The 25,884-nt window shown below is 56.0% G+C and carries 30 protein-coding genes; 8 read left to right on the forward strand and 22 right to left on the reverse strand.

Translation table 11 applies throughout. From position 1 onward, the window contains the following. The first annotated feature begins 26 nt into the window (after positions 1-26). The 6 genes from COMA2_RS18225 (at position 27) to COMA2_RS20370 (ending at position 3,650) form a co-directional block, all read left to right on the forward strand. A complete protein-coding gene (locus tag COMA2_RS18225) occupies positions 27-269 on the forward strand; it encodes a DUF6496 domain-containing protein (protein WP_139077486.1) in 243 nt (80 codons plus the stop codon). Positions 270-443: 174 nt separating this feature from the next. Next, positions 444-725: a four-helix bundle copper-binding protein gene (locus tag COMA2_RS21200; protein WP_217490820.1), complete on the forward strand. Its 282-nt coding sequence runs from the start codon at positions 444-446 to the stop codon at positions 723-725. A 456-nt stretch (positions 726-1,181) separates the two neighbouring features. After that, entirely contained in the window at positions 1,182-1,547 is a 366-nt protein-coding gene (locus tag COMA2_RS18240; RefSeq protein WP_090901843.1) for a hypothetical protein, read from the forward strand. Positions 1,548-1,555: 8 nt separating this feature from the next. Further along, complete coding sequence (locus COMA2_RS18245) at positions 1,556-2,203, forward strand: superoxide dismutase (protein ID WP_090901846.1); 648 nt, start codon at positions 1,556-1,558, stop codon at positions 2,201-2,203. Between the two features lie 58 nt (positions 2,204-2,261). Further along, on the forward strand, positions 2,262-3,119 hold the full coding sequence (locus tag COMA2_RS18250; protein WP_090902168.1) for an SDR family oxidoreductase: 858 nt from the start codon (positions 2,262-2,264) through the stop codon (positions 3,117-3,119). 279 nt (positions 3,120-3,398) lie between these two features. After that, entirely contained in the window at positions 3,399-3,650 is a 252-nt protein-coding gene (locus COMA2_RS20370) for a hypothetical protein (protein ID WP_175304714.1), read from the forward strand. A 353-nt stretch (positions 3,651-4,003) separates the two neighbouring features. On the opposite strand, the gene COMA2_RS18260 is transcribed toward COMA2_RS20370, so the two are convergent. The 11 genes from COMA2_RS18260 to COMA2_RS18310 form a co-directional block, all read right to left on the reverse strand. Next, positions 4,004-4,441 (reverse strand): DoxX family protein, encoded by a 438-nt coding sequence (locus COMA2_RS18260; protein WP_090901851.1) that lies wholly within the window; start codon positions 4,439-4,441, stop codon positions 4,004-4,006. A gap of 438 nt (positions 4,442-4,879) precedes the next feature. Continuing rightward, positions 4,880-5,215 (reverse strand): BON domain-containing protein, encoded by a 336-nt coding sequence (locus COMA2_RS18265; RefSeq protein WP_175304715.1) that lies wholly within the window; start codon positions 5,213-5,215, stop codon positions 4,880-4,882. A gap of 45 nt (positions 5,216-5,260) precedes the next feature. Continuing rightward, a complete protein-coding gene (locus COMA2_RS18270) occupies positions 5,261-5,593 on the reverse strand; it encodes a YtxH domain-containing protein (protein ID WP_090901854.1) in 333 nt (110 codons plus the stop codon). A 32-nt stretch (positions 5,594-5,625) separates the two neighbouring features. Then, positions 5,626-6,072, reverse strand: a complete 447-nt coding sequence (locus tag COMA2_RS18275; RefSeq protein ID WP_090901855.1) for a DUF2934 domain-containing protein — start codon at positions 6,070-6,072, stop codon at positions 5,626-5,628. 24 nt (positions 6,073-6,096) lie between these two features. After that, entirely contained in the window at positions 6,097-6,813 is a 717-nt protein-coding gene (locus COMA2_RS18280; RefSeq protein ID WP_090901856.1) for a hypothetical protein, read from the reverse strand. A 400-nt stretch (positions 6,814-7,213) separates the two neighbouring features. After that, positions 7,214-9,901 (reverse strand): DNA ligase D, encoded by a 2,688-nt coding sequence (gene ligD, locus COMA2_RS18285; RefSeq protein ID WP_090901859.1) that lies wholly within the window; start codon positions 9,899-9,901, stop codon positions 7,214-7,216. A 140-nt stretch (positions 9,902-10,041) separates the two neighbouring features. Continuing rightward, positions 10,042-11,073, reverse strand: a complete 1,032-nt coding sequence (gene gap, locus COMA2_RS18290; RefSeq protein ID WP_090901862.1) for a type I glyceraldehyde-3-phosphate dehydrogenase — start codon at positions 11,071-11,073, stop codon at positions 10,042-10,044. A gap of 40 nt (positions 11,074-11,113) precedes the next feature. Beyond that, positions 11,114-12,271 carry a transaldolase gene (gene tal / locus COMA2_RS18295; protein WP_090901865.1) on the reverse strand — a complete coding sequence of 386 codons (1,158 nt, stop codon included), beginning with the start codon at positions 12,269-12,271 and terminating at the stop codon, positions 11,114-11,116. 18 nt (positions 12,272-12,289) lie between these two features. Further along, on the reverse strand, positions 12,290-12,754 hold the full coding sequence (locus COMA2_RS18300) for a DUF2892 domain-containing protein (protein ID WP_217490821.1): 465 nt from the start codon (positions 12,752-12,754) through the stop codon (positions 12,290-12,292). Positions 12,755-12,887: 133 nt separating this feature from the next. After that, a complete protein-coding gene (locus COMA2_RS18305; RefSeq protein WP_090901871.1) occupies positions 12,888-13,499 on the reverse strand; it encodes an FKBP-type peptidyl-prolyl cis-trans isomerase in 612 nt (203 codons plus the stop codon). Positions 13,500-13,532: 33 nt separating this feature from the next. Continuing rightward, on the reverse strand, positions 13,533-14,030 hold the full coding sequence (locus COMA2_RS18310) for a DUF6335 family protein (RefSeq protein ID WP_090901874.1): 498 nt from the start codon (positions 14,028-14,030) through the stop codon (positions 13,533-13,535). Between the two features lie 494 nt (positions 14,031-14,524). Here COMA2_RS18310 and COMA2_RS18315 point away from each other — a divergent pair, with 494 nt between their 5' ends. Next, positions 14,525-15,118, forward strand: coding sequence for a hypothetical protein (locus tag COMA2_RS18315; RefSeq protein ID WP_090901877.1), 594 nt, complete (start codon positions 14,525-14,527; stop codon positions 15,116-15,118). A 202-nt stretch (positions 15,119-15,320) separates the two neighbouring features. Here COMA2_RS18315 and COMA2_RS18320 read toward each other — a convergent pair whose 3' ends face one another. The 9 genes from COMA2_RS18320 to COMA2_RS18355 form a co-directional block, all read right to left on the reverse strand. Then, positions 15,321-15,659 (reverse strand): cupin domain-containing protein, encoded by a 339-nt coding sequence (locus tag COMA2_RS18320; RefSeq protein ID WP_090902171.1) that lies wholly within the window; start codon positions 15,657-15,659, stop codon positions 15,321-15,323. 194 nt (positions 15,660-15,853) lie between these two features. Then, complete coding sequence (locus COMA2_RS18325) at positions 15,854-16,999, reverse strand: PQQ-dependent sugar dehydrogenase (protein WP_217490822.1); 1,146 nt, start codon at positions 16,997-16,999, stop codon at positions 15,854-15,856. A 54-nt stretch (positions 17,000-17,053) separates the two neighbouring features. Continuing rightward, positions 17,054-18,157, reverse strand: a complete 1,104-nt coding sequence (gene pqqE / locus COMA2_RS18330; protein ID WP_090901880.1) for a pyrroloquinoline quinone biosynthesis protein PqqE — start codon at positions 18,155-18,157, stop codon at positions 17,054-17,056. Then, entirely contained in the window at positions 18,154-18,435 is a 282-nt protein-coding gene (gene pqqD / locus COMA2_RS18335; protein WP_090901883.1) for a pyrroloquinoline quinone biosynthesis peptide chaperone PqqD, read from the reverse strand. The genes pqqE and pqqD overlap by 4 nt, the downstream gene beginning before the upstream one ends. Further along, complete coding sequence (gene pqqC / locus COMA2_RS18340) at positions 18,404-19,198, reverse strand: pyrroloquinoline-quinone synthase PqqC (RefSeq protein WP_217490823.1); 795 nt, start codon at positions 19,196-19,198, stop codon at positions 18,404-18,406. The genes pqqD and pqqC overlap by 32 nt, the downstream gene beginning before the upstream one ends. Continuing rightward, positions 19,171-20,094 (reverse strand): pyrroloquinoline quinone biosynthesis protein PqqB, encoded by a 924-nt coding sequence (pqqB, locus tag COMA2_RS18345; protein ID WP_090901888.1) that lies wholly within the window; start codon positions 20,092-20,094, stop codon positions 19,171-19,173. Before pqqB ends, pqqC begins: the two co-directional genes overlap by 28 nt. Then, a complete protein-coding gene (locus COMA2_RS20375; RefSeq protein WP_175304716.1) occupies positions 20,094-20,240 on the reverse strand; it encodes a hypothetical protein in 147 nt (48 codons plus the stop codon). The genes pqqB and COMA2_RS20375 overlap by 1 nt, the downstream gene beginning before the upstream one ends. A gap of 140 nt (positions 20,241-20,380) precedes the next feature. Next, a complete protein-coding gene (locus COMA2_RS18350; protein ID WP_090901891.1) occupies positions 20,381-20,800 on the reverse strand; it encodes a cupin domain-containing protein in 420 nt (139 codons plus the stop codon). A gap of 97 nt (positions 20,801-20,897) precedes the next feature. Then, entirely contained in the window at positions 20,898-22,007 is a 1,110-nt protein-coding gene (locus tag COMA2_RS18355; RefSeq protein ID WP_139077488.1) for a hypothetical protein, read from the reverse strand. Between the two features lie 411 nt (positions 22,008-22,418). On the opposite strand from COMA2_RS18355, the gene COMA2_RS18360 reads away from it, so the two are divergent. Beyond that, positions 22,419-23,948, forward strand: a complete 1,530-nt coding sequence (locus COMA2_RS18360; protein WP_090901897.1) for an FAD-dependent oxidoreductase — start codon at positions 22,419-22,421, stop codon at positions 23,946-23,948. Between the two features lie 125 nt (positions 23,949-24,073). Here the strand turns inward: COMA2_RS18360 and COMA2_RS18365 are convergent, their stop codons facing one another. Beyond that, positions 24,074-25,234 carry a Gfo/Idh/MocA family protein gene (locus tag COMA2_RS18365; RefSeq protein ID WP_090901900.1) on the reverse strand — a complete coding sequence of 387 codons (1,161 nt, stop codon included), beginning with the start codon at positions 25,232-25,234 and terminating at the stop codon, positions 24,074-24,076. 34 nt (positions 25,235-25,268) lie between these two features. After that, positions 25,269-25,859 carry a hypothetical protein gene (locus COMA2_RS18370; RefSeq protein WP_090901903.1) on the reverse strand — a complete coding sequence of 197 codons (591 nt, stop codon included), beginning with the start codon at positions 25,857-25,859 and terminating at the stop codon, positions 25,269-25,271. Between the last annotated feature and the right edge of the window lie 25 nt (positions 25,860-25,884).

Consider the following 25,884-nt stretch of genomic DNA (forward strand, 5'->3'; position numbering starts at 1 on the left):
CATGGAGACAGGGAAACAAGGAGCACATGATGCCTACGGCACGACCCAGACGACGAGCCGAGAAAGCCAAGCGAGAGGGGAAAGCGCCCACGACACAAGCAGGCGAATTCGTGAAGGAGGAAATGCACGATCTCAAGCGAGGAAAACGAAACGTCACCTCCCGCAAACAGGCGATCGCCATCGGCCTCAGCAAGGCTCGCCGGGCAGAAGTCAAGCTCCCAGGACGAGCGCGGAAAGCGAATCGCAAAGGTTCCCGTGACGATCAATGAAGAACCGGCGTGCCGGAACTGTGTCATCGAATTTTAGATTTCCCATGGACCTGAAACAGGAGGCCATTTATGCATCATGATAATCGCTCGCTGACCGAAAAACAGAAGCAATGCGTTACAGCCTGTTTGTCCTGTGCTCAGATATGCGAAACCTGCTCTGATGACATGATCGGCATGGGTCAACATCAGGATGATCATGAACTCCATGAACTCATGGTGCGGTGCATTCGGTTGTGTCGAGACTGTGCCGACATTTGCATGCTGACGGCACAATGGTTGAGTCGAGTATCCTCATGGTCCGAGGACATGTGCCGGTTCTGTGCGGATGTCTGCGAACAATGCGCCCATGTGTGTGAGCAACATGCCCCCCAACATCCGCTGTGCGGCCAATGCGCTGAGGAATGCCGCCGGTGCGCGGCATTGTGCCAAGAAATGACCAATGCACATGCCCGTTGAGAAGCACTAGTCGTGCCGGTGAGTCTAATCAGATGTACTGAACCTCCACTCAAAGTGGAGGGAATTTTTATTGAATCCCTCTCGACCGGGGGGACGCCGATACATGATGCCTATCTGATCAGAGCCGGATACTCTGCTGCGGACGTCCGGGAGTCGATCTCGACCTCTCACCGTGGCTTGCGTTGAGAGCGGACATTTTTCGTACGCCCGGAGGAGGGAGAATATGCGCCACATTTCTTCGACGATCATACTACTGGCCATCATTCACGGTACGTCGGCGCCTTCTTACCCGGTGGCCCAAACGGATCCTTTACCAAAACCCAGTCCTGGCCCCACGGATCCGATTCCCAAACCCGTACCAGGTCCGATTCCCAAACCAGGACCTACTCCGCTTCCTCCTTCATCCACCCCGGTGCCACCATCCACTTCGTCCATCCCCTTCGTTGGAGCACACTCATGAGATCTTCATTCGCCGCGGTTCCGACCTATTCTGAATCCCTTCGCATCGGATGGACCCTGCTCTGGCGTGGGACGGGAAGTGTTTTGCTCCTTCTCATTCTCTGTAATATTCTCCTAGTGACAGCGCTGCCCGAATTGCAGCGAACCGGCCCCTCGTTGTGGGCGACGGTATTTTCGCTTGCCGTCGTGACCTGTGTGGCCGCCTTCGGCATCATGCCCTTCGTCGTTCGGACACTCTTCACGGCAACTTACACGAGATTTCATTTGCAACTCGTTCGGAACGTTGAACCGACCATCCAGGAAGAGATTGCTTCCCGCGACACCTCAAGTTCTCAACCGACATCACTCACTCACATTCAATGAGGTTCCACATGCACGTCTCATCTTCTCCTCGATTGTACGAAGCCAAAACCTATGACCTCCATGGATTACAGGGCATATCCGACCGGACTCTCGAAACGCATTTTGCGCTCTATGAAGGCTATGTAAAGGAAGCCAACAATCTGACTACCCGCATTCGGAACCTCTTGGCCGACGGCCGAATCGATCAAGAAGAACAGCCTGGCTATTCAGAACTGAAGCGCCGCTATGGTTTTGAATATAACGGCATGGTTTTGCACGAATACTACTTCGGCAATCTCATGATGCATGGATCGCCTGATCCACCGGCAGAGTCACCGTTTCGACAAGCGGCCGTGGAGAGTTTCGGGACGTATGACATATGGAAGGTCGATTTCATTGGGGTCGGCAAGATGCGTGGAGTCGGCTGGGCGGTCTGTTATCTCAATCCTTACAACGGACGGCTGACCAATCATTGGATCACGCTACATGAATCCGGCAACATTGCCGGATTCATTCCGCTCCTTGTCATGGATGTATGGGAACACGCGTTTATTCTGGACTACAAGCCTTCGGAACGGGGGTCTTATATCGAATCGTTTTTCGAAAATGTGTGTTGGAAGACCGTCGAGCGCCGGATGCAACGCTCAGCCACCCCGACTGTTCCCGCGCTTGCATGAGGCCAAACGATCGTCCGATTTCCTGACCTATGGCTCGTCAGACTCACAGGGGATTGTGATGAGTAAAGTCCAGCGTCCTCCGCAACAGCAGGCCAGACCAGGAGAGGAATCCAGAATGATGCCTCGACCGATCTCCACGGGGGAGACTTCCCAGGAGAAGATCGGCGACAGGTTGCAAGGCAAAGTGGCTCTTGTTACCGGAGGCGACAGCGGAATCGGTCGTGCCGTGGCATTTGCGTTCGCAAGAGAAGGCGCCGATCTCGCCATCGTCTATCTCAGCGAAGATAAAGATGCGGAAGACACCAAGCGATTCGTAGAGGAACTAGGAAGACGGTGTATCGCCCTGCGAGGCGACATCGGCGATGAGGCATTTTGTATCGAATGCGTGAGTGAGACCCTCACGACATATGGCCGGCTGGACATTCTCGTGAACAATGCCGCCGAACAACATCCTCGGGATTCCATCGGCGACATTACTGCCGTTCAGCTGGAGCGCACCTTCCGCACCAATGTCTTCTCAATGTTCTACCTGACAAAGGCCGCGCTTCCCCACCTTCGGCAAGGAGCCTCGATCATCAATACGACGTCGGTGACGGCGTATAAAGGCAGTCCGAAGCTGCTCGATTACGCATCCACGAAAGGCGCGATCGTTTCCTTCACCAGATCCTTAGCGTTATCCTTGGTCGAGAACGGGATTCGCGTTAATGCCGTTTCCCCCGGACCGATTTGGACTCCCCTCATCGTATCGACCTTCCCTCCGGATAAGGTGGCCTCATTCGGATCCGATGTTCCACTGAAACGAGCGGGGCAACCGGCAGAAGTGGCCCCGAGTTATGTATTCCTGGCATCCGCGGATGCCGATTATATGACTGGTCAGGTGCTCCATCCAAACGGGGGAACTATCGTGAATGGATAAGCGGTGCCCGTATGAGCCATGATCGAGACCCTTTCATTGACTAGGGGGCAACCTAGCATCGTATCGCAGTCGGCCGACGTACAATACAACCATGTCGAACTCTTCCCATTCTCAACGTAGGAGGCCCATATGTTATGTAAAGTGCACGGCAAGTATGTCGTGATGATCATGCTCTTGTTTTTCCTTACCAGCATAATGACTTTGCCTGCGTTGGCAGAAGACCGTAAAGGATCGGGACCGAAGGGGGCGCCTCCAGGGACAGAACACATGAAAGGCAGCATGAAAGATAGTAAGGAGGGAAAGTTGGTCCTCGGAGAACTGTCGAGGATTGAGGGGGAATATTATTTCGTCAAGAAATCAGACGGAAAAGAAGTCAAACTACATGTCGCGCAGTCCACACAACAGCCAGGCCCCATCAAACCAGGCGATCAAATTGAAGCTAAAGTCGATGACAAAAACCATGTTCTCTCGATCCATGGACAGGGCAGCACTGATCGCCGAGATTTGAAAGACCCAGAGGCCGCTCCTTAATAGCCCCTAGAATGGGACGACCAGTTCTCGCGTGGTGGACGATCGAGTGCCTCTATTCTTCGGATGGAGCCAGCCTTTATCCCGGCTCCATCCGTGATCGCTCCTTTCATCGGACAATAATATGATATTGGCCAAAAACAGAAACGCGCGGACAGCGCCGAGGAGAACCTTCGCACATTAAGAGATTGCAGGTGGCCCCCGAGTAGCACGAGTGATTCAGAGGACGACGCAGGTGTCGAAACAAGCACTCCCTCAAGGGGTCTTGAGGCCTGTATACTTGCGTCAGGAAGAACCTTCCTTTAACCGGCTTGTTGCATAACTTAAGACTAATGATGATCAAACAATAGCGGCTCTCACTGGTTGACTGCCTGCTTGATGGTCACATGATCGGTCGTTGTCAGCGTACGCTGCGCCCCCGCATCTATGCTCAAGTTGCCAGGCCCGTAGGCGTAGACATATAACAGTCCACCAATCATGGCGAGATTTTTCATGAAATGGATCGTCTGATTAGGGTCGTCGAAGTTGGCATGAAAGATCAACGTCGTGGGAATCATGAACAGCGCCAGCAGTGCCGCTCCGATTCGACTCCAAAGGCCGAGCAGCAGGGAAACCCCTCCGACGAGTTCGATCGCGATCGCGCTTAAATAGAAGAATGTCGTGGCCCAGGCTATCCCCATGGCCTCCATAAATACTTGCGTTCCTCCTGGGTCGGCCACTTTCCGAAATCCTGATATGACAAAAATCATTCCCAATAGCAAACGTCCGACGAGGCTGATGTATCGATCGCTCATAAGGCCTTGTCTCCCATGTGAGAGTGAAGGTATGGGACTAGCTATTTATGCTCACCACGTCGGCTGAAAGAGCCGTCGCCTATCTGCAAGTCTGCTCGCCCTTGTGAAGGGGGCATTGGAGCTTTTTTCCTCATGGCGGTATCAGTCATCCCAGTGAAACCGCTCTATGGCCACTACGAGGTTTATATGCGCAGCTCGTCACGATTTTTCCATCCATAACAGAAAAAACGTTATTGGCAGAGGTTTGCTTCACACGGGCTTGCGACTCAGCCTTTACTGGAAACCAAAGGAGAGCGTTAATTGCGAGAGAACTGAGCTTGAGGGCAGCCCTATTTACCGTCATCCATCACGTCGGCCCGCCCATACGATGGCGATGCTGCATCATATGGGCTGGCTGATCGTGTGGGTCATACAGGATCTCTTTGACTTTACGATCGACTACTTTACCGTCGACCGGTCGGGATCCTGAGAGGCCTGAATTTGGAGATTGTTGTTCACCTGTCTGACTCCATTCACTTGCTTAGCCAGTTCCTCAGCTCGAGATTTATGTTCCCAAGACGGCACCACTCCGCTTAATTGAACGATTCCGCGTTCCGTATCCACATCGACCCGGGTGAAATTCGACACCCGATCGCCGGTCAGCTTGGTTTGAACAGCCGTGCTGATCGAGGCATCACTGACCGTTTGCCCCATTGTCTTTCCCGTGGTGGATTGACAAGCCGTTACTGCGCCAAGCATGACACCTACCGTCAAAAGCATCGCCATAAAGCGCATGGAATTCTCCTTCATGTATGGGCGGCACCCGATCGTTCGAAAACCTTACCCGCGTGATTGCGTGGCTTCTTTTCCCACTTCCGCCATTTTATCTTTTCCCTGCTTCGCAAACTCCTTGGCCGTTCGGCCAGCTTCATTTAAAGTTTCCTGCCCTTTCTCGTAATAGTCCTTGCCACGTTCGACTGCGGCATCCCACGCTTCCTGACCACGCTCGACAAGCTCATCCTTGGCATCGGAGGCATAGTTTCGCAACATGCCTCGCAGTTCAGAACCGGCCTGCGGCGCAAGCAGAAGCGCCACGCCGGCGCCGATGAATGCCCCCGCGATGAAAGCCGACCATCCCGCATTCTCTCCATTATCATACTGATCGTAACCCATCGTGATGACCTCCTTGTAGTTAATGTGACCGTTCAGTACCGAATCGTGATGTCCCGCTCGGCTTCCAACCAATGATCAAGATCATGTCCATGTTGGAAGCCGCCCTCCGCATATAAAAAAAACGCACGTTCCGCGATACGGCTATGAGCATCCTCTCCCGTGGCTCTCGCCGTACGCTCATCCCGAGAAGCCTGAATGGACATATCCGCTCCTCTGCCATCATCGGACTCCATACCACCTTGCGGTTCGAGATCGCCGCCATACCGTGCCGAAGCGGCTCCATCGGACGGACCGGTTGAACTCTCCATATTCGGCTGCGTCCGTGAAGGAGAGCGCGAGGCACTCGCCTGCTCCCGTTCGGAAGGGCGAGCGGGCATCGGAGACGCACGTAACAGTTGGTTGTCTTCTTCCGCCTGCATAGGTGAAGCCACCTTGGCCTTACTTTTGGTTTTACGCTTTCCTTCGAATGTCTGTGCCATGATTTGCCATGTCCTTGGTTGTGATCATTTCGTTGATAACGATCGGCTGCTCAGCTGTTTAATGGTGGTGACCGTTCCCATATCCGACCCCTCGACTCTGACTTGATCTCCCACTTTGAATTCGCATGGACCAACCGAAAAACCTGACCCTTTCGCCGCATCCTTCTTTGCTTCCGAATCCGTCGTGCCTACCACGGCTTTCATCTGTGATGGGTCTTGCCGTGGCGTGGAGGCCTGTCCTCCTTCAGAAGCCTGCCGCTGATGCGATTGTCGCTGCTCCCCCATCGAGCGACCGGACACAGCAGCCTCCTCCATGGCGGGAGTCGGTGGAATCTCGGACTGTTCTCGAACTTGTCCATGGCCTGTCGTCACTCTCGCACCGTCGCTATAGCTACAAACCTTGTTGGTGTCTTTGGTCACGTTTAGACGAACATGCTGGCCCTGATTTCCGCGAATCGCGAATTCGTTCCCTTGTATGTGCTCAATGGTTCCCACGATAATTTCCGGCCCACCCATGATCACGTTTGACGACTCTCCCCCTCGCAGTCCCAGGCTTTGTTGCCCTGCCTGTTGCGATGTTTCGCCCCCTCCGGTTCCGGATGCCCCTTGTGTTGTGAGCGCTGGAATGAGGCTTAATGCGCTGACTGTTCCAGCCACAACCAGCACGACGTTGAGTCTCCCCGTTACGGGGCGGGTCTGTCTGTTGCTGCCATTGTTTTGCGGGTGATGTGGTTTGGTCATTGGATCCTCTTCGTGCTGAGACTAGGCCCTCATCATTGGCTGTCTACACCTGCCTGTCAGTATGCTGTACAAAGGCAAGATATGCGCCGCAAAGCCATCCGAGTGCATTTTATGAGTAACTGCGCTGACACATGCGTAGTATGGGAGTGTCCCGCGGCATCTCGCTGTCCTTCGTCATTCACCGCAACGGCCAACTTGTCTCTCAGAGTCCAATTCGTCTCTCGTTCATCTTTTCCATAGTCGTTGCTCGCTGATGATCATTCCATTCTTTCGTTCACAACTTACTCTGCAATGACCGCGGACACACCTAGGAGAACGCCTAGAAAAGTATCCTGGCGCATAAAAGAAACAGTATCCGGGGTGCTATTCGTGTCGGAGTTGCCGGCGAGACGGTCCAGTCCTATCCCGAAGACCGAGTACCTTCCTGCTCGAGTCGCAGCATGGCTGTCATGCGGACGGAAATGTGTTGTTTGACCCTGGAATAGTCGATCCAAGGATCTTGGCGCAGTTGCTGAAGACGTTCCAGGATGTTCTGAACAGTAAAGCGATGGGGCGATACTTCTCGTGGTAGCTCGTCCCAGGCAAGCGGAACGCTTATGGGAGCTCCGGGCCTGGCCCGCGTGGAATAGGCCGCCACGGCCGTCGCCCCATAGGAGTTGCGGAGATAATCGATATAGATTTTCCCGCGACGCGCGCGTTTAGCCATATTGGCCGTAAACAGAGACGGGACGACATGCGCCAAGTGTTCGGCGACCCTCTTCGAAAACGCCTTGACCTCCTCCCAACCTTTTGTTTTCTGCAAGGGGATGACGATGTGTAAACCCTTTCCACCTGTGGTTTTCACAAACGAGACGAGCCCAAGGCTATCGAGCAATGTTTTCGTCAATTGCGCAGCTTCAATCACCTTTTTCCAAGGCAAGTCCGGGTCCGGGTCGAGATCCAATATCATGCGGTCCGGGCGATCGAGTCGGTTCCGACTCGATCCCCACGTATGAAACTCCAATACCCCCATCTGAACGAGCGATATGACGGCTGGAAGAGACGTTGCGATCATATAGCAGGCGTAACCGTCTTTCTCCTGGATGACGATCCGACTGACCGCGGGAGCGACCTGTTCCGTGACGTGTTTCTGGTAAAAGCACCCGCCTTCATGTCCTTCGGGACAACGGACCAAGCTCAGCGGACGGTTCTTGAGATGCGGCAGAATCCATTCGGCGACGCCTTCATAGTACCGAGCCAACTCCAGTTTCGTGACCCCGATGCTCGGAAACAGCACCCGATCGGGATGGGTGAGCGTCACGCCCGCAATCTTGGTGCTACGGGACGTCTCGAGATTCACCCGTGCCTTTGCGGCGAACCGCCGGCGTCCATGGGATCGTGGGGATCGTGATGAAGTTTCGGTTGGTTGGGCAGGCGCCTGAAGGAGGGCCGACGTTGAATGGGCCTCTTCCCGCACGACTTGGCGTGGAGATTTGTCCGGGCGCAGCCCAAGAAAGGCCGCATGACGCAAGAGTCCCTCTTGAGTCCACTCCGCAAAACGCACTTCCGCCACTAACTTCGGGCGCACCCAATGCACGCCTTTGGCGTCATACCCGGACGGCGGATTGATGACAGGGGCTTGTGATCGCGCGAGCTTTTTGAGCCTGCGGTGCAATCCTATCAAGCCTTCCTCTGAAAAGCCCGTGCCTACTCGACCGGCATACTTGAGTGCCCCAGACTCTTCGTACACACCAAGCAGCAAGGCGCCAAATCCCTGCCGTGCCCCGGACGGATCGGTAAAGCCCACGATGACGAACTCTTGCCGACGTTGGCATTTCACCTTTACCCAGTTGCGATGACGTCCGGAGACGTAGGCAGCGTCGCCTCGTTTCGAAATCAAGCCCTCCATATTTCGACGGCAGGCTTCATCAAAGATGGTCTCCCCTTGGCCGACAATATGCGCGCTGTACCGCAACACCCCCTGCTTGGGTTCGCCTTCCAGCATCGAGGCCAGTCGACCCTTGCGTTCGAGGAGAGACTTCCCCCGACAATCTTCTCCGTCGAGATAGAGCAGGTCGAACAGGTAATACACCAATTGGCCGCCGGTCATGCCGTCAACAAAATTTTGAAGGGCTTGGAAACTCATCGAGCCGTCGGGCAAAAGAACGACGACTTCCCCATCCAGCCAGGCCTCTGTGACCGGAAGCTTGCTCGCGGCTGCCGCCAGCGCGCCCAGCTTGTGCGTCCACTCCAAACCGTTTCGTGAATACAAACGCGCCGTGCCTTTCTGAATACGGCACAGCATGCGATACCCATCGTACTTCAATTCATGAAGCCATTCGTTTCCCCTCGGAATCGTATCGACAAGCGTGGCCAATTGAGGCCGGATCCAATCAGGAAAGCGTGCCTGCGTATCGTCCGTTCTCGAAGATGTTGTTCCTGAAACACCCACCTGCTGACGCGGCACGGGAGCGCCCCGTAAGAGGGGCTCACTCCCCTTCCGGTCAGCCGGTCTGTTTGAGTGCCAGACATCTGCTTTAGCCTCCGCGATGTCCTCCAGATCCATCCCGCTCTTCACGCTCCGTGTCTGAACCGTCGTCACATCGTTGCCGTTCGTTCGGGCCTCCCCGTCTCGCTCCTTGATCAGCAGCCAATTTTTCCCGTCGGCATCCCGGCCCTGAGCCATGCGAACCAAACTCCATCCGCCATGTAATTTTGTGCCGTCCAGATTAAACTTCAACCGTCCCTTGCGATAGGCGGCGAGAGCATCTCCTTCGGCTTTCCATCGTCCCTGATCCCATACCATCACCGCGCCGGCTCCATATTGTTTGGGCGGAATCACGCCTTCGAAACCGGCGTACTCCAGCGGATGATCTTCCACATGAACCGCCAACCGCTTATCGGCAGGGTTGAGACTTGGCCCTTTGGGGATCGCCCAACTTTTCAAGGTCCCTCCAAGCTCAAGCCTAAAATCGTAATGGAGACGTCGTGCCGCATGTTTCTGAATGACGAAGAGTCCTTCCGACTTGCCGGCGGTTCGCCCTCTTTTCCCAAGCGGCTCGGACGTCTTGGTGAAATCTCGCTTGCGCGTATAGTCTCGAAGACTCATGGGCCCTTTTTCTTTCTACCCTGGGTGATCGGAATCAACAATCCCGGCAATTCATGGAACCTCGGCGCAAACATGAATGCAACCTCCTCGCTTGGCGCTGTGACGGGGAAGACGGATTCGAGAAAAGCGGGAGCATGATCTCAATGGTGCGAGGACAACGTCGGTTCAACCGGAACGATCAGCGCCATGCTCATGGCTTGGCGCACCATCTGGCTGGCATAACCCCACTCATTGTCATACCAGCTCATGACCTTCACCAGATTGCCGTCGACCACTTGAGTCATATCGAGGTCGACGATGGAAGCGCGAGCATCGTGAATGATGTCGGAAGAGACGATCGGTTCTTCGGTCACACCGACCACTCCTTGATATCGTTCACTCCGAGCCTCTTCCAGAAAGATCGCATTGACACGTTCGACGGAGGTCGCCTGCTCGGTCACCATGACGACATCGGCGATGGAACAGATCGGAACGGGAGCCCGGACGGCAGTGCCTATAAATCTTCCGTTGAGCTGCGGCAGCACGCGCGTGGTAGCCGCAGCCGCCCCGGTGCTGGAGGGGACGAGATTCATCGCGCCCGCCCGACCTCGGCGCCATTTTTTGTTTGGTTTATCAACGATGGCTTGGCTGGCCGTGTAGGCATGCGTGGTATTCATGACGGCTTTTTGAATTCCCAATCGCCGATCCATGATCTCCACGATAGGCGCGATACAATTTGTCGTGCAGCTCGCGCAGGAGAGAATGGGCCCGTCCGCCTCTCGGTAGGGATTCACGCCATATACGACAATGGGAATGTCCTGATCTTTGGCCGGCGCAGAAAGAATCACGCGTTTGGCGCCGGCTTGAAGATGCCGTGCCAGTTCGTCCTTGGCGTTGAATCGCCCCGTACATTCAAACACGATATCGACTCCCAACTTGCCCCACGGTAGCCGAGCCGGGTCGCCTTCGGCCAAGACGCGATAGGATCGGTCGTTCATGGTCAACATTCCGTCGCCGGCTTTGACTCTGCTGGGGAATCGCCCGTAGATCGTATCGTAGTTCAGAAGATAGGCGAGGTTGTCCGGAGAAATAAGATCATTTACCGCGACGACGTCGAGTTCAGGAATGCCGGCCGCTATCTTGAATGTTGCCCGACCGATTCGCCCCAGCCCATTGATGGCGACCTTCACCATGTCGCTTCTCCCTCATGATGATGAGCGACGCTATTCGTCCTCACCGCGCCGCCGCTTCCGCGGCATTTCCCAATGCTTGCGTCCGCTTCGTTTCCAACGCGGCGAGAGCCGCATCGAATGAATCGACGAACTGCTGAACGCCTTCGTGCTCAAGCTGCCATACGACACAGTTAAGATTGATTCCGACTGTCTCTAAATCCCGCATCACTTGCGACGCCGCATCCAGGTCGGCCTCCACGGCATTCTCCCTGACCTGCCCGTGATCGACGAAAGCCGACCAGGTTTTCTCAGGCATGGTGACGACCGTCTCCCGACCGATGAGGGGTTCGAGGTAGCAGAGGTCACCGTACGCGTGGTTCTTTGTGCCCACACTGGCCCATAACGGCCGTTGAACGCGCGCCCCCTTTGCCGCGAGCCGATTCCATCGCTCGCTCGTAAACGATTGCGTGAAGGTGTGATAGGCCAGCTTCGCGTTGGCCACCGCCGCTCGTCCCAATAGCCGAGACGGCAATGATTCTGATTCGCGATGGGCGGACGGAATGCGCCGGATCAACAGGCGATCGACCAATGTATCGATTCGACTCACGAAGAAGCTGGCCACTGAGGCGACCGGCCGCAGTGGGAGGTTATCGGTGGCTCTTCGCTCGAGAGCGGACAGGTAGGCCTCGATCACCGCTTGATAGCTCTGAATGGAGAATAACAATGTGATGTTGACAGCCACTCCTTCACACAAGAGTTGCTCGATCGCCGGAATGCCGGCCTCCGTGGCGGGAATTTTGATGAACAGATTCGGTCGATCGACGAGCTCTCTGTATCGGCGCGCTTCGATCATCGTCTCGTCCGTGTTGTAAGCCAGGTGCGGCGCAATTTCCAAACTGACGAAACCGTCCAGTCCATCCGACGATTCGTAGACTTCCCGCAACAGGTCGCAGGCAAGTTGAACATCCCGGATCAGCAGGGCTTCGAAGATGTGCCGCGTGGTTTTCTTTTGCTCTGCCAATTCTTGTATATCGCTGTCGTAGTCGTTGCTTGCCAACGCGGCGCAGAATGTGGTCGGATTGGCCGTAATTCCCCGGAGGCCCTGTTCACGGACTAATCGCCTGAGTCTTCCGCTGGTGATCATGTCTCTGGTGAGATTATCCAGCCAAGGGCTTTGCCCGCATTGATAGAGCCGCCGTATGGTGTTGTTCACTGGCATCGGTCGTCCTCTCGCTTCTTATTTGCTCGCAGCCGCCATAAGTGGACCGGCATTTCCGACATCCTCCTGACAGAAATCCTTGAAATCTCCTCGCAGAAATTTTAGAGCTATTCGCTCAATATAAATTTCCCTGGCCGTCCGGAATCCGAGTCGACGGAAGAGCGGAAGAGGAGGACACCACCCATGCAGCGCGTGCTGGAGAAGAAAACCGGCCACGACGGCAGGAACTACAAACGCACGCCGGTGCCATATGGCCCCAGCGATCAGACCGATCAATGAGACCGATGCGGCGTTGATTTCGAGGACACGTTCAATGTCCCATTCGTGGTCCAGATCGCGCAGTCGGCGCGTGATTTCATAGTGACTCTTGGCATAGTGCCTTGCAACACTCCGCTCGGTCTGTCGGCGGATGCGCAAGTTGTGTTGAGCGGCAGTCTGCCGCTCAACACGGGTGCCGGTAGCCGGGATCATATTGGACCTCATTGCATCTCCTTGAGCGAGCCTATTGGCACTGGTAGTTCTTTAGGCTCGGATTCCATCTCAGAAACGCCTACCCGTTGGGAAAGCGGCCGGCACCCTCTTGAAAAACAGCGCACGAAATGCAGCCTGTGCGATATCAAACTCGAAGCTGTATGCCGGTCCCGTCCTCCTGTAGCGGATGCAACCCATCGCCAGGCGGCACCTCGACGTCTAAAATTCTCACGTCGATGACCACTCGTTTTCCGGCCAATGGATGGTTGAAGTCTATTGTGGCCGTGTTCTCCGACAGATCTACGACCATGCATGGTGTCCCGTCTTCCATGGACAGCATCATTCCCGGCTCAACGTCTTCCGGCAAACGATCCTTACTGATCTCTATCTGCTTTGATTCATCGTATGGGCCGAATGTCTCTTGGGAACCGAGGTCGACTCGTTTGACTTCACCTTTTTTCATTCCCGTGATCGCCTTTTCAAGGTGGGGCAGGAGTTCTTCTTGGCCGAACGCGAACCGGCTGAAGTTGGATGGGATGGTGAGGTTGTATTCGGGAATTGAAATGGTATAGACGACCAATGCCACGGTTCCTGCCGCGATCGGAGGACCTGGGTCATCCTGTCCCGCGCCGGCTGACGCCGGAATCGTTTGAGGTGTTGACGAAGATTCAACGGACAGGTAAGAGACGACCAAAACGAGAGCGCAGATAGAGACAATCGAGATATAAATTAGAACCGCGGATCTCAAACCCTTCATAACCACCTCCAATCGATCATTTCCGGGCTCACGCTACTTTCGTTTAGGTCGCTTTTTAAACGAGGGCGCCTCATCCTTGAGTACGTTCTGTTTGGTCTCGACTTGCGACGGTTTTTCGTCGGTGGCTTGCCGTTCTGCATAGTCTTCCGACGAGACCGGATTGAGCTCCCAACGCTCCTGGTCGCGCTGGGCGATTTTCTCCTCAGGCCGCAGAGGTTCCGTGTCCTCATACGTCACCCCCACGGCATTGCCGATTTCATCTACGATATCTTGGTCGGGTGTCGGGTTAGATCCACCGACCACCTCATCCCCACCGAAATGGGCCTGCCTCCAATCCGCATCGATATCGCCTCCGGTCAAAAGAGTCTCCGGTGGTTCCCCTGTATCCTGTTTCGCTTGCTCATACCATTCCACCTCTACCTGATCCTCATCTTGCCCCAGAGCGGCAGGCTCCTGTTCCTCGTAATCACGAATAACCTGATCGGCATCGATCTCCTCATCGTTCCCGTTTGTCCTGTCCCGATTCATCATTTGATGCCCTCCCCTATCCCAGTCAGAACCAGCGTCACTGATATGCGCGAGACGGCCATGTGTGGTTCACGCCCCCTCGCAACATCTTCGATCACATGAACCGAGCCTCTTGGCCGATTCGTGTTTCGTACTACATTGTGCAAGTGCAAGAGATAGGCCTTGATTGATTCAAGCTCTTTTCTGCGTACTCGAGAGCGCAAACCGGAGGAAATGACAGGAAACTTTGACTCATTATGTCTTAGGGTAGAGTTAGAACGTTCCGTCCGACTACCATCAATATTCTGCATGTGCAGATAGGCGGTCCGACAGGGGACAGCTTGTCCATCGTAATGTCTCTGATCAACTGAAGTACGCAGCGCTGCGGGCGACTTCCGGGCATCTTCCTGTTTGTGACAAGCGGCACCCGACTTTCGCCTATAACTAGGGGGCGACCGAGTGGTCTTCGAATCAGACTTTTCGCATCATGGGATCGGTATTCAAGGTCGAGATACCTTATGGTCGATCCCGCCATTCTGGTTCGTCAGTATCTGCTGTACTTCATCTTGCCGCTATGGCTTCTGGCCGGCCTGACCGACTATTTCCTGCATAAACGTACGCATATCGAAGACAATTCAGGCACCAAGGAGTCGGTGCTTCATCTGCTCCAACTCGGGGAGGCTGGAATTCCGGTTGTCGTGGGATTGTTGTTCGACATCAACGCGCTGATCATCGCCGTTATGATCGTTGCTCTCGTGATACACGAAGCCACGGCTTTGTGGGATGTCGGTTACGCCCACACCCGACGGTACATCGGCCCGCTGGAGCAGCATGTGCATAGTTTCCTCGAAGTGTTGCCCATCATGGCCGTGTCTTTTGTGACCGTCTTGTATTGGGACCAATTTCAAGCTCTACTCGGCATGGGAATCCAGCCCGCACGCTTTGAGTTACGCCCCAAAGCCGATCCTATCGCTCCTCCCTATTTGATCGCGTTCTTCAGCTCCATCGCTATCTTCATCGCGGTCCCTTATGGAGAAGAATTGTGGCGTTGCCTCAGAACCGCCCAGCGGCGCCGCGGGCTCGCCGCTTCCATGGGACGAGTGACATCGTGATTCATCTTTCCTTCAGACGGCTGTTTTAGATTCGTGACCTGCGGACAGACGCACGAAGATTGTGCCCGGCGCCATCACCGCCTAATCACGAGCGAGAAAATGATGAGTGGGGTTTTACTTCTCTCCCGAATGGTTTTCGCACTGCCGGCGATAGAGGCGAACAAACGTCTCGCCCTCTTGTGACGACAGGACCCTAGCAGCGCTACTCGTCTCTTCCGTGAACCTCCGCCGGAGGAGCCGTGGCTTCCACCGCGGTGAATGGCTCGAGGATGATGAAACTGTGCCGACTACCCTTCGGTACAACCCACGAATCGCCGGTTTCGAGCAGGATCGTCTGGCCTTCGATATTGAGCTGAGCACGCCCTTTGATCGCGTAGCCTACTGTTTCATAGTCACGCATTTGCATGTCCTTCGGCGCGCCTGGTTGCAGATCCTCCCAGAGCCTCATCGAAACGGATTTTCCTGACGCCAGGTACTTTTGTCCCATGTCGCCGCTTGGAGAATGGCGTGAATCGACTTTCTTCACTGTGCTATCGGGCATGATCCGCCTCCGGTACATTCGCCTCTTCTGAGAGATGTGTTATTTCCTTCAATGCGGCACATACAACATCTTTCATGAATGTGGGTCTCTGATGAGAGAGAGTATTCATTATCTTTAATCCATAGACCAGACCGACCTTTTTGGTCTACCGGTGATTCCCCTGGTTTCTGGAGTGAGACGATGGCATTGTTCGACTATGGTTCGCTGTAGGTGATTCGATAGATCACCCCGGCCGAATCGTCTGAAACCAGCAGCGCTCCATCGGGCATCACGAGGACATCAACAGGGCGACCCCATGCCCGTTGCCCTTGAAGCCATCCTTCCGCAAAAACCGAATATCGCGTTCGCCCTTGCTCATCCCGCGACACAAGCGTGACCCGATATCCGGCTTTCTCGCTCCGATTCCAAGACCCATGTTCGGCGATAAAAATTTGATTCCGATATTCCTTCGGGAACATGGTGCCGTTGTAAAAACGCATGCCCAGGGACGCGACGTGCGGGCCCAGTTCGGCGGCAGGCGCCGTGAATTCGCCGCAAGCATGTGTGCGGCCGTACTCCGGGTCTGCAATCGTTCTCCCATGGCAATAGGGATAGCCGAAGTGCAGTCCGGCCTTCGCCGCACGGTTGAGTTCGTCCGGCGGTTGATTGTCTCCGAGATAATCGCGGCCGTTCTCCGTGAACCATAAGTCATGGGTGATCGCATCCCAGTCGAAGCCGACCGAATTTCGAACTCCGCGCGCGACGATTTCATATCCGCTCCCGTCCGGATTGAGACGGCCGATGAGCGCATAGCGATCGGGGTCGGGTTCGCAGATATTGCAGGGCGCTCCCACCGGCACATACAATTTCCCATCGGGACCGAATGCGATAAACTTCCATCCGTGCCCGGTCTCTTTCGGAAAGCGGTCCGTGATGACCACCGAAGGCGGCGGATCTTTCAATTGCGTATCGATATCGTCGAACCGCAAGATGCGATCCACGGAGGAGACGTACAACGAGCCTTTTCGATACGCCACGCCTACCGGCATGCGCAACCCGCGCGCGATCGTCAGCACTTCATCGGCGCGCTGATCGCCGTTCTTATCCAGCACAGCGTAGACCTCGCCTTTGTCTTTTGTCCCCACGAAGAGCACACCGTCTTGCCCTCGCACCATGCCGCGCGCATTCGGAACATTGTCCGCGTAGAGGGCAATGGTAAAACCAGAAGGAAGCTTGATCGTCTCGAGAGGAAGACTGCTCGCTTCGATCCGGCTCCCGAAGAAGAACAGTGTCAGCGACGCGCAGATCGGCCCGACCAGGCGATTCATAACCGTGCTGGTTCTCACGCGCTTTGTGCTCATGATGACTTCCTCATGAATGGATTATAAGGCAGGATCTTCCGATCTCTTCACGCTTCACGAGATACGAACCATTCGACCGGTCCGATGCTCGAACAGGACCGGGACTCCGGCGTTGCGACCGGCCTGAGCTTTTGCCGACTCAATGACGTCATGGCCGGGAGCGAGTGAGCAGGCAGGGTCGGTCATCCCGGCATCTCCGATGAGATGAAACGCTTGGCAGCGACAGCCTCCGAAGTCCACGGCGCGTCGCGCACAGGTCCTGCAAGGATCGGGCAGCCATTCGTCGCCACGGAATCGGTTGAATCCCGCTGAATGGCGCCAGATATCCGCAAGCCGGCGCTGCGTGACATGCTCGAAGCGCAATCCTGGTACCGTATGCGCAAGATGGCAGGGCAATGCGAGCCCTTCCGGATTGATCACGATGAACCGGCGCCCCCATCCTTCCATGCAAGATTTGGGATACTCCGTGTAATAGTCGGGCGTGACGAAGAGCACTTCCATTCTGCCGCGAAGACGCGTTTTGGCCTCAGCCGCAACGGTTCGCGCGCGCTCGATTTGTTCCCGAGCGGGCAGGAGCGCGACACGATTCTTCAATGCCCATCCCAGATATTGCGTATTCGCCAACTCGAGCCGCTCGGCGGAGACACGTTCCGCCAGAGCGATGATCTCTTCGATTTCAGAAATATTTTCTCGATGGAGCGCGACGTTCAGGGTCAAGGGAAGTTCGAGCGACACGGCCCATCGCATGGCCTCCAGCTTGCGGCTGAAGGATGTCGCTCCGGCGATTCGGTCCGATGCGGACGATCTCGTGCTTTGAATAGATATTTGCACACTATCCAGACCCAGCGCGCGAAGTCGGGAGAGCCGCTCGAATGTAAGTGGAATACCGCTCGTAATGAGGTTCGTATAGAGGTCGAGCTTGCGGGCCTCCTCGACAAGCCGTTCCAAATCATCCCGCAACAACGGCTCGCCTCCCGTGAGGTTGAGTTGAACCACGCCAAGTTCTTCGGCTTCCTGAAAGACCCGCATCCAGGTGTCGGCGTCGATTTCGCTCTCATGCCCTACAAGGTCCGACGGATTCGAACAATAGGGGCAGTGAAGCGGGCACCGATAGGTCAGTTCGGCGATCAACGTATAGGGGCGATACGTGTTGTTCATGTCGCGCATCGAAGCAGGCCACGATCGGCAAGAATGCCCAGAAACTCGCGCACCCCTCGCTTGATTTCGGCAGGAGACACGTCATCATAGGCTCGGGCGAGATGATCGACCATGTCATCGATCGTCCATTCGCCCGTGCAAAGACGGGCAATCGCCGCGGCGGTGTCGTTCAGGGCAAGCCCTGTTTCTGGGTATAACAGCAGGTGGCGGCCGGTATGCCGATCGACTCGAAGGCGAACTTTCGGGCTAAGCCGAGGTCTGATCGCGATGATGGGCATAGGCTCTGCGCTTTCGTTCTGATCCCGTTTCGACATAGGCCAAGAAGAGATGATCGAGCATGGTCCACAAAATATCGGCCTTCTTGATCAAGGCATTCACGCATCGTTCTTGGAGGGCATAGGTGGTCGCGTGCTGAACCACGAATTCGACGGCCTGGTTCGAATCAAGCGTTGCGCGAGCGATGCGCAACTGAAAATACTCCAAGCACTCCGCGCTCACCCAGGGATAATGTCGTCTCCAGGCTTCGAGGCGCCGCGCCATGAGAGAGGGCGCAAACAATTCCGTGAGCGAGGAGGCCACCGCTTCGATAAGCGGAGCCTCATGGACGAATCCGACATATTCGTCGCATGCGAGCCTGACTCCCGGGAGCACGTATCGATGGCTCTTCACCTCCTCGGCGTCGAGTCCGACGCCTCGCGCCAATTCAAGCCAGAGGGCGAGTCCGCCTTCCCCTTCCTGGTCGCCGTCATGGTCCCGAATGCGGCGGAGCCACATTCGCCGAAAGGCCGGGTCATCGGATTTCGCGATGACGAACGCATCCTTGATGGGAATTCGTGTTTGATAGTAGTAGCGGTTCAGCACCCACTGCCGTAGCTGGGTCTTCGTTAACTTCCCGTCGTGCATCAGTGTATGGAAAGGATGGTGGTCATGGTAACGACGAGAGCCTTCCCGCTTGAGCCATTCGATAAAGACATCCTGTGGGAGTCGATCCCGATGGTGATTGTCCTTCATCGTCACAATAGGATCTCCATCCCGTCCCATGCGACTCCCCACCCTGCCGCCGCAACGAGTTGTCGTTCGTGAGAATCCTCTCGTATCATGGGATTGGTGTTGTTGATATGGGTGAACACCCGGCGAGGAGCGGCGATATTCGAAAGCCGCGACAGACTTCCCTCTGATCCGCCGACGGGACAATGGGCGAGATCTTCCGCCGATTTTTCAAGGAAGCCCGGCGCGGAGAGCTCATCACTCGACCAGAACGTCCCGTCGAACATCACGCAATCGGCACCTTCGAGCGCATTGAGAACCGAGGGCGTGATCCGGCCGACAGCGGGGAAATAGGCCAGCACTCCTCCCGTGAGCAAGTGGCGAAATCGGAGTCCGATATTCACCTCCGTCTCGACGGATGAAACGAGTCCTTCCAAATGGATCGGAAGCTTGCCCGGAGCGGCCACGGCCGTCACCGTCAGATCCGACGGTCTTCCGGCCGCATCCGACACCGGTTCCTCGACATCGAGTTTCAACGTCCGCCACGTGACCTGTCCGGCGAAACGCTGGAGTGTCCGATAGAAGACGTTGCCTTCGGTGAATCCGCGACGCACGGAGTCGGTCGCATAGAGAACGAGCCGATGATTCTCCCGTAGCGAGAGGAGTCCCAAACAATGGTCCAGATCTCCGTTGGTCAAAAAGATGGCTTGGATCGGCGTCGAACGGGATCGACGAGGATGGAGGAAGGCACAGCTTTCGATCTGAGCGCGAATGTCCGAAGAGGCGTTGACCAGAAACCAGTTATCCTCATCCGCGCTGAGACTGATGGATTCTTCTGTCCGATGGCTCGCAGCGATCAACCCTTTCCTCATGTCTCCGCAATTCACACAGGCGCAGTTCCACTGCGGGAAGCCTCCTCCCGCAGCCGAACCTAGGACCCGAAGGCGCATCACATCCTCTCACCAACCTTGACAAGTAGCACGGATGACTCCGTCGGTGGTTCCTTCGCGCCGGGAGCATCGCGTAAATCATCCTGATACGAATTGATCTCGGCATCCATTTTCACTTCCACGAATGAAGGCCCTTCCCAGTTCATGACGGGTCCTCCTTTATCGACAATGTGGTATAAACGCTCGAACCATGGCCACAAACAATCGTTGGTCAGCCGTTCTTCCGAACGTCGAGACTAATGGTCCGTGGTCGGCGTTCGAACCAATCAAGACCAAACAATTACCGCTACGGCGCAGACACCTGCTGAAGCATGGCCGTAGTTCGGCCGTCGTAATGATCCTCATGGTCGCGGACGGCATCCTGCTTTGCAACATGCACCACGCCGTCTTTGTGTTCCGGTGGGCTGTAGATGGTATACAGCTTCAATGCCTCATGACCTGAATTTCTGATGTTGTGTTCGGTCCCTGCCGGAATGACGACCGCTGAGCCGTCTTCGAGCGGATACTCCGCGCCGTCGAGGTACGCGGTGCCGCGACCCGCCTCGACTCTGATGAATTGATCCAGCCGATGGGTTTCCGTACCGATATCTTCCCCCGGTCTGAGGCTCATCAGGACCAGCTGACTGTGCGCTGCGGTGAACAAGACCTTGCGAAACATGTCATTTGTAATCGTCGCTTCTTCAATATTCGTGATGTAGTGGCCCATGTCGGACTCCTCCTCTGGGAAGGGAATGTCATTCGAATGTGTAGCGGGATTCCGGCAGATTCGATACTGGTACTTCCCCTAGCGCGGTCGGTCTTCACTATTTCGCAATGGTAATGCCGGGAACGGGGGCTCCAACGGGCTGCACCATCATTTGGAACAGTTGATATAACATGCCGAAAGCCTTGGCATTGCGGATCTCTCTCGGCTTATCCGGCGTCGGCTTCCGGATCCCGTAGTATCGGTCTGCATACCGTACCGACACGGCGGCGTTCTCCAATGCGCTTTCGGATTCTTCAATCGTCAAAAGGCGAGTCGTATCCAGATCATGGCCGGTGAATTCCCGCGCGACCCGCGCCAGGAACTCCAAGATGGAGTTGAAGCTACGTAGCGTGATCTGCCCCGTCATGGGAATTTCCCCGCCTGGAAACCCGGGCCGAATGTCGACGAGAATGTCGTTCGGCGGCCATTCCCTCAGACGATCCGCCAATTCTCGACGCACCGCATCGTCCACTTCATGCGGGCGATAGTTTGCGATCAAGATGCGCATGCGGTTCAGCCGATACCTCTTGTCTCCGGCCGACTTCCATTTATAACCTTTGTCCAAGGCGGCCAACACATCTCCGGGAGCGAGACCCCCCGGCAACGCCCCGATCCAAGCTTCCTCCGACATGACAGGATCGATATGTAGCCGATGCTCGTCATAGAGCGATGCCAAATGACCCACGCGTCGTTGGAATTCTTCATATTCCTCGGGGCGTCCAGGATCATTCAAGTACACAACCGTTCCGGCGTCGGATTGAATCCGCAAGGAACTGGCCGCCATTTGCAGCGCCATGCCGACGTCCGCGCCGACCTCGAGCAATTTGAGAACTTTTCTTTCATCCAAGGGAGTTAGAAGGCGCGTGGTGAATTCCTCACCATCGATCGGCACGATGGTGATGGTCGGGTTTTCAGCGGCTGTCGCACTGAACAGCGGGCCGACCAATCCTCGAGCATCTCCTTCCGGTGGTGTAATACCCGCGCTTACGCGGAAGTCGAACGTAGCCGCGACACTGGAGACCTTCGTGAAATGTAGCGGCTGGTAAAATCGAGCGCGAATGATGTTCAACAACAGTTGCTCGCTGGTCACCCGTTCTACGCTTCGATCATAAGCCAACACCGCGTGATGAAGCGCGGTCGGCGAGATACATCCCATGAGAAGAGACATCACGCCCACTACGCACGCGGGCGTGAAAGCATATGTGCATCCTGAGAAAGGGCGGCCCACAATTGTATCTTATCCAGATAATTGGGCAGACCCACTAGGGAAATCCACAGTACGCCTTTATTCAACTGTAGGGCATGTTCTCGATTGGCTTTCAAGCTAGGACGCGGGCGATCCGCATCAGCACCGCATCACGAATGTCGTCGGAATTTATCATATCTCGTCGCGTGCAGAGGGATATGCATTTTATTGAGATATGTATTTTGTTGAAAGGCGCGGCTTCTCGACAGGAGCGATATAGAAGCGGCGGAAGATCATAAACAGTTGCGGCAAGACATATCATCTCAACGCTCGGTCGGCCGCCGAGCTGAGTTGCAGAAAACGAGCTGAAACGTTTCCGTATGGGAGGGCAGCATGAAAGACAAACCAGCCGATCAGACCACCTCGATATGGATGGCAACGGCGAATCCACCGGAGTTGTCGCCGCTCCAGCAATCATCGCGCGCCGACGTATGCGTCATCGGCGCGGGTATAGCGGGGCTCTCCGTGGCCTATGGCCTGGCGCGCGAGGGAAAGTCTGTCATCGTCTTGGATGACGGCCGCATCGGGAGCGGAATGACCGAGCGCACGACAGCCCATCTTTCGAATGAAATCGACGACACCTATACGGAGATCGAACGGTTGCACGGCCGAGAAGGCGCGCGCATTGCGGCCGCAAGTCACACGGCGGCTATCGATCGAATCGAAACCATCGTGCGAGAAGAGGAGATAGACTGTGATTTCGAACGCCTGGATGGATATCTCTTTCCGACAGGGGAACAAGCCGAGCATTTCCTCAAACAGGAAATGGAAGCCGTTGAGCGCGCCGGTCTCGGGGTGGAGCGGCTCGATCGCGCCCCCGTAATCCCGCTCGCGCCTGGTCCTTGTTTGCGCTTTCCCCGCCAAGGACAGTTCCACCCGTTACGATATCTCATCGGCCTGGCCGCCGCGATTCACCGGCAAGGAGGCCGCATCCATACCGGAACCCATGTCCGCCGAGTGCAGGGAGGAGCCGAGGCGCAAGTGGAAACAGACGACGGACGGCGCATCATGGCCGGCTCGATCGTGGTCGCCACCAACAACCCTATCAACGACCTTGTCGCCATTCATACCAAGCAAGCCCCCTACACAACCTATGTCATCGGCGCACGGGTGCCGGCCGGCTCCGTGCCCAAAGCCCTCTATTGGGATACGGAAGATCCGTACCATTATGTCCGGACCCAGCGGGTCAAGACGGCGAAGAACGCATATGATTGTTTGGTGGTCGGTGGAGAGGACCACAAGACAGGACAGGCTCAGGATGGTCAGGCCCGTCATGCGCGCCTGGAACAATGGGCACGAGAGCGGTTTCCCATGATTGAACATATCGAGTATCGTTGGTCGGGACAGGTCATGGAGACGGTGGACGGCATTGGATTCATCGGGCGAAATCCCGGTGACGAAGAGAACGTCTACATCGCCACGGGCGACTCGGGGATGGGCATGACGCACGGCACGATCGCCGGCATCCTGATCACGGATCTCATCATGGGACGTCATTCCGCATGGAGTACGCTGTACGACCCGGCCCGTAAGTCATTGGGCGCCGCCGGGGAGTATGCGAAGGAAAATATCAACGTGGCCGCGCAGTATACGGATTGGGTGACGGCCGGAGACGCGCAGTCCGTCGAAGAAATCCGAAACAACAGCGGAGCAGTCATTCGTCGCGGACTGGCGAAGGTCGCCGTCTATCGTGATGACGCGGGATCGCTTCATGAACGATCGGCGGTTTGCACGCACTTAGGATGCATCGTGGGATGGAACGACACCGAGAAAACTTGGGATTGCCCTTGCCACGGCTCTCGGTTCGACAAGCTGGGCAAAGTTATCACCGGTCCGGCCAACAGTGATCTTGCTCCTTCCTAATTGCGAAAGAAGGCCTCGACGATCCGGACAAATTGCAGACGAGTCCGCCGGTCGAGCGGCGCGATTCGACGATCAACGTCACAAACAATCCACAAAACGAAGGCGAGTGGTGTATCATTCGTTTATCACAGCGAGGGCGACTTCACGCGAACGAGCGTTGGTTTCCGGACCGGCGGCCGTTTGATTACCTGCTCATGCGTGGGCCACTGCTTCTTGTCGGGAAGTGAGACGGACAGGGGGCGGCCGGTTTTCGCCGATCGGTACAGGGCCTCGACAATCGCCACATCGATCAGGCCTTCCAGCCCGGAGGGTTCCGGAGTGCGATCGTTGAGAATGCAATCCGAGAAATACAGAAGCTCCGGCGCAAACTGATCCCGGCTTGCGTATCGCCGGGATCGGCTTTTGCCGTTGAGCGCGATGTTTTGCTCGAGTTCGCCCACATATTCATAGGCCGGATCCATCCGCACATGGCCTTTCGTGCCGACCACTTCATAGGCCGAGACATCGGCTGCGCCGAAACTACAGACAAAGGTCGCGAGCCGGTTGCCCGGAAATTCCAGCCAGGCCGTCGTCATCTCATCGACTTCTCGAAAACGACGGTCGGTTCCCTTGACCATAGAGGCGCTGACTTTTGTCGGGTTGGCTTGATAGATGTACCGGGCCGCATTGATGCAATAGACGCCGATGTCATACAGCGACCCACCGCCTAACTCGGCCTCCACCCGAATGTCCCCTTCGCGGACTTGCATGGTGAAGACCGAATTGAACAGTCGGAGGTTGCCGAGCTTGCCGGACCTGGCCAGCTCAACGGTGTTCATGTTGGCCTCTTCGAAATGCAGCCGGTACGCGACCATCAATTTGGTATCGGCCTTGTCGGCCGCTTGGATCATGCGCCGGCATTCCTGCGCCGTGACCGCCATGGGCTTTTCGCACAGCACATGGATTCCCGCCTTGGCCGCGCGGACGGCATAGTCGCAATGCAGGCTGTTGGGCAGCGCGATGTACACGGCGTCGATATGACCTTCCCGCAGGCATTGGTCGTACTCGCGATACGAATAGCAGTAGGGAACCTCATACCGACGGGACAACTGCTTCAGTTTTTGGGGATCATCCGAGACCAACGCCGTCAGTTCGGAGTTTCTTTCCGCGTTGCCGAAGGCTGGTATCACCGCCACCTGCGCAATGTGGCCAAGCCCCACGACGGCATAACGGACCGGCCTCGCTTGAGAACGAGAGCCGGGACGACGAACGGTCGATGGCTTTGTGGGCACGGTTCGTAATGGCATTCGCCTCACCTTTCGAGAGGTTTTCGAACATCCTTCACACCATCGCTTTGCGGGAGGCCTTGGCGCGGGCCGCATCTTCGGCGGTTTTGACATCCTGTTCCTCCTCGGGAGGCGGCAAGACCGCCGGCAGGCCGAGAGACTCCATCCACAGCTCTCGGCTCCATCCCATGGAATGGTACAGGTGCTCGTCTTCCTGGTCCTCGACCTCGTCGTGGGCCTCCTTGATCGCCGTGCCTTCGGCGCCCAGATCCTCCGCCGCTTGTCCGAGCAGTTCCCAATTCTGATGATCTTTCGTCTCGGCGGTGACGACGCATTCCGCGGCCACCAATTGCGCGGCCTGGGGATTGTTCTTTTTCAACGCCAGTTTCATCACTTCCACCAGCGATTCGCCTTTGCGCCGGACGATCTGGCGGCCCGACGTTTCTTTCGCCGGATCCAACCCCATCTGCTCCAGCAATCGGCGCATCATCTGCTCGTGCGTGCGCGTCTGTTCCAAATATTTCCGCCATTCTTCCTTCAGATCCGGGTGCACGGCACACTGCAGGGCCGTCTCGTACACTTGCACGCCGCCCGCTTCGGTCTCCAAGGCTTGATACAACAACTCGTGAAGTTGGTCCTTTTTCATGACGACTCCTTTGTGATTTGATTGT

The sequence above is a fragment of the Candidatus Nitrospira nitrificans genome (genome assembly GCF_001458775.1).
GTDB classification, from domain to species: domain Bacteria; phylum Nitrospirota; class Nitrospiria; order Nitrospirales; family Nitrospiraceae; genus Nitrospira_D; species Nitrospira_D nitrificans.

What these genes read in the sequence shown, in the direction of transcription:
- COMA2_RS18325 (WP_217490822.1), bottom strand. Translation starts at nt 16,999, where the DNA reads ATGAGCACAAAGCGCGTGAGAACCAGCACGGTTATGAATCGCCTGGTC.
- pqqE (WP_090901880.1), bottom strand. Translation starts at nt 18,157, where the DNA reads ATGAACAACACGTATCGCCCCTATACGTTGATCGCCGAACTGACCTAT.
- COMA2_RS18360 (WP_090901897.1), top strand. Translation starts at nt 22,419, where the DNA reads ATGAAAGACAAACCAGCCGATCAGACCACCTCGATATGGATGGCAACG.
- COMA2_RS18280 (WP_090901856.1), bottom strand. Translation starts at nt 6,813, where the DNA reads ATGACCAAACCACATCACCCGCAAAACAATGGCAGCAACAGACAGACC.
- COMA2_RS18265 (WP_175304715.1), bottom strand. Translation starts at nt 5,215, where the DNA reads ATGCGCTTTATGGCGATGCTTTTGACGGTAGGTGTCATGCTTGGCGCA.
- COMA2_RS20370 (WP_175304714.1), top strand. Translation starts at nt 3,399, where the DNA reads ATGAAAGATAGTAAGGAGGGAAAGTTGGTCCTCGGAGAACTGTCGAGG.
- COMA2_RS18245 (WP_090901846.1), top strand. Translation starts at nt 1,556, where the DNA reads ATGCACGTCTCATCTTCTCCTCGATTGTACGAAGCCAAAACCTATGAC.
- COMA2_RS18355 (WP_139077488.1), bottom strand. Translation starts at nt 22,007, where the DNA reads ATGTCTCTTCTCATGGGATGTATCTCGCCGACCGCGCTTCATCACGCG.
- ligD (WP_090901859.1), bottom strand. Translation starts at nt 9,901, where the DNA reads ATGAGTCTTCGAGACTATACGCGCAAGCGAGATTTCACCAAGACGTCC.
- pqqD (WP_090901883.1), bottom strand. Translation starts at nt 18,435, where the DNA reads ATGCCCATCATCGCGATCAGACCTCGGCTTAGCCCGAAAGTTCGCCTT.
- COMA2_RS21200 (WP_217490820.1), top strand. Translation starts at nt 444, where the DNA reads ATGGGTCAACATCAGGATGATCATGAACTCCATGAACTCATGGTGCGG.
- COMA2_RS18365 (WP_090901900.1), bottom strand. Translation starts at nt 25,234, where the DNA reads ATGCCATTACGAACCGTGCCCACAAAGCCATCGACCGTTCGTCGTCCC.
- COMA2_RS18260 (WP_090901851.1), bottom strand. Translation starts at nt 4,441, where the DNA reads ATGAGCGATCGATACATCAGCCTCGTCGGACGTTTGCTATTGGGAATG.
- COMA2_RS18300 (WP_217490821.1), bottom strand. Translation starts at nt 12,754, where the DNA reads ATGAGGTCCAATATGATCCCGGCTACCGGCACCCGTGTTGAGCGGCAG.
- COMA2_RS18225 (WP_139077486.1), top strand. Translation starts at nt 27, where the DNA reads ATGATGCCTACGGCACGACCCAGACGACGAGCCGAGAAAGCCAAGCGA.
- tal (WP_090901865.1), bottom strand. Translation starts at nt 12,271, where the DNA reads ATGCCAGTGAACAACACCATACGGCGGCTCTATCAATGCGGGCAAAGC.
- COMA2_RS18370 (WP_090901903.1), bottom strand. Translation starts at nt 25,859, where the DNA reads ATGAAAAAGGACCAACTTCACGAGTTGTTGTATCAAGCCTTGGAGACC.
- COMA2_RS18240 (WP_090901843.1), top strand. Translation starts at nt 1,182, where the DNA reads ATGAGATCTTCATTCGCCGCGGTTCCGACCTATTCTGAATCCCTTCGC.
- COMA2_RS18315 (WP_090901877.1), top strand. Translation starts at nt 14,525, where the DNA reads ATGGTCGATCCCGCCATTCTGGTTCGTCAGTATCTGCTGTACTTCATC.
- COMA2_RS18305 (WP_090901871.1), bottom strand. Translation starts at nt 13,499, where the DNA reads ATGAAGGGTTTGAGATCCGCGGTTCTAATTTATATCTCGATTGTCTCT.
- pqqB (WP_090901888.1), bottom strand. Translation starts at nt 20,094, where the DNA reads ATGCGCCTTCGGGTCCTAGGTTCGGCTGCGGGAGGAGGCTTCCCGCAG.
- gap (WP_090901862.1), bottom strand. Translation starts at nt 11,073, where the DNA reads ATGGTGAAGGTCGCCATCAATGGGCTGGGGCGAATCGGTCGGGCAACA.
- COMA2_RS18350 (WP_090901891.1), bottom strand. Translation starts at nt 20,800, where the DNA reads ATGGGCCACTACATCACGAATATTGAAGAAGCGACGATTACAAATGAC.
- pqqC (WP_217490823.1), bottom strand. Translation starts at nt 19,198, where the DNA reads ATGGGACGGGATGGAGATCCTATTGTGACGATGAAGGACAATCACCAT.
- COMA2_RS18310 (WP_090901874.1), bottom strand. Translation starts at nt 14,030, where the DNA reads ATGATGAATCGGGACAGGACAAACGGGAACGATGAGGAGATCGATGCC.
- COMA2_RS18250 (WP_090902168.1), top strand. Translation starts at nt 2,262, where the DNA reads ATGAGTAAAGTCCAGCGTCCTCCGCAACAGCAGGCCAGACCAGGAGAG.
- COMA2_RS18320 (WP_090902171.1), bottom strand. Translation starts at nt 15,659, where the DNA reads ATGCCCGATAGCACAGTGAAGAAAGTCGATTCACGCCATTCTCCAAGC.
- COMA2_RS18270 (WP_090901854.1), bottom strand. Translation starts at nt 5,593, where the DNA reads ATGGGTTACGATCAGTATGATAATGGAGAGAATGCGGGATGGTCGGCT.
- COMA2_RS18275 (WP_090901855.1), bottom strand. Translation starts at nt 6,072, where the DNA reads ATGGCACAGACATTCGAAGGAAAGCGTAAAACCAAAAGTAAGGCCAAG.
- COMA2_RS20375 (WP_175304716.1), bottom strand. Translation starts at nt 20,240, where the DNA reads ATGAACTGGGAAGGGCCTTCATTCGTGGAAGTGAAAATGGATGCCGAG.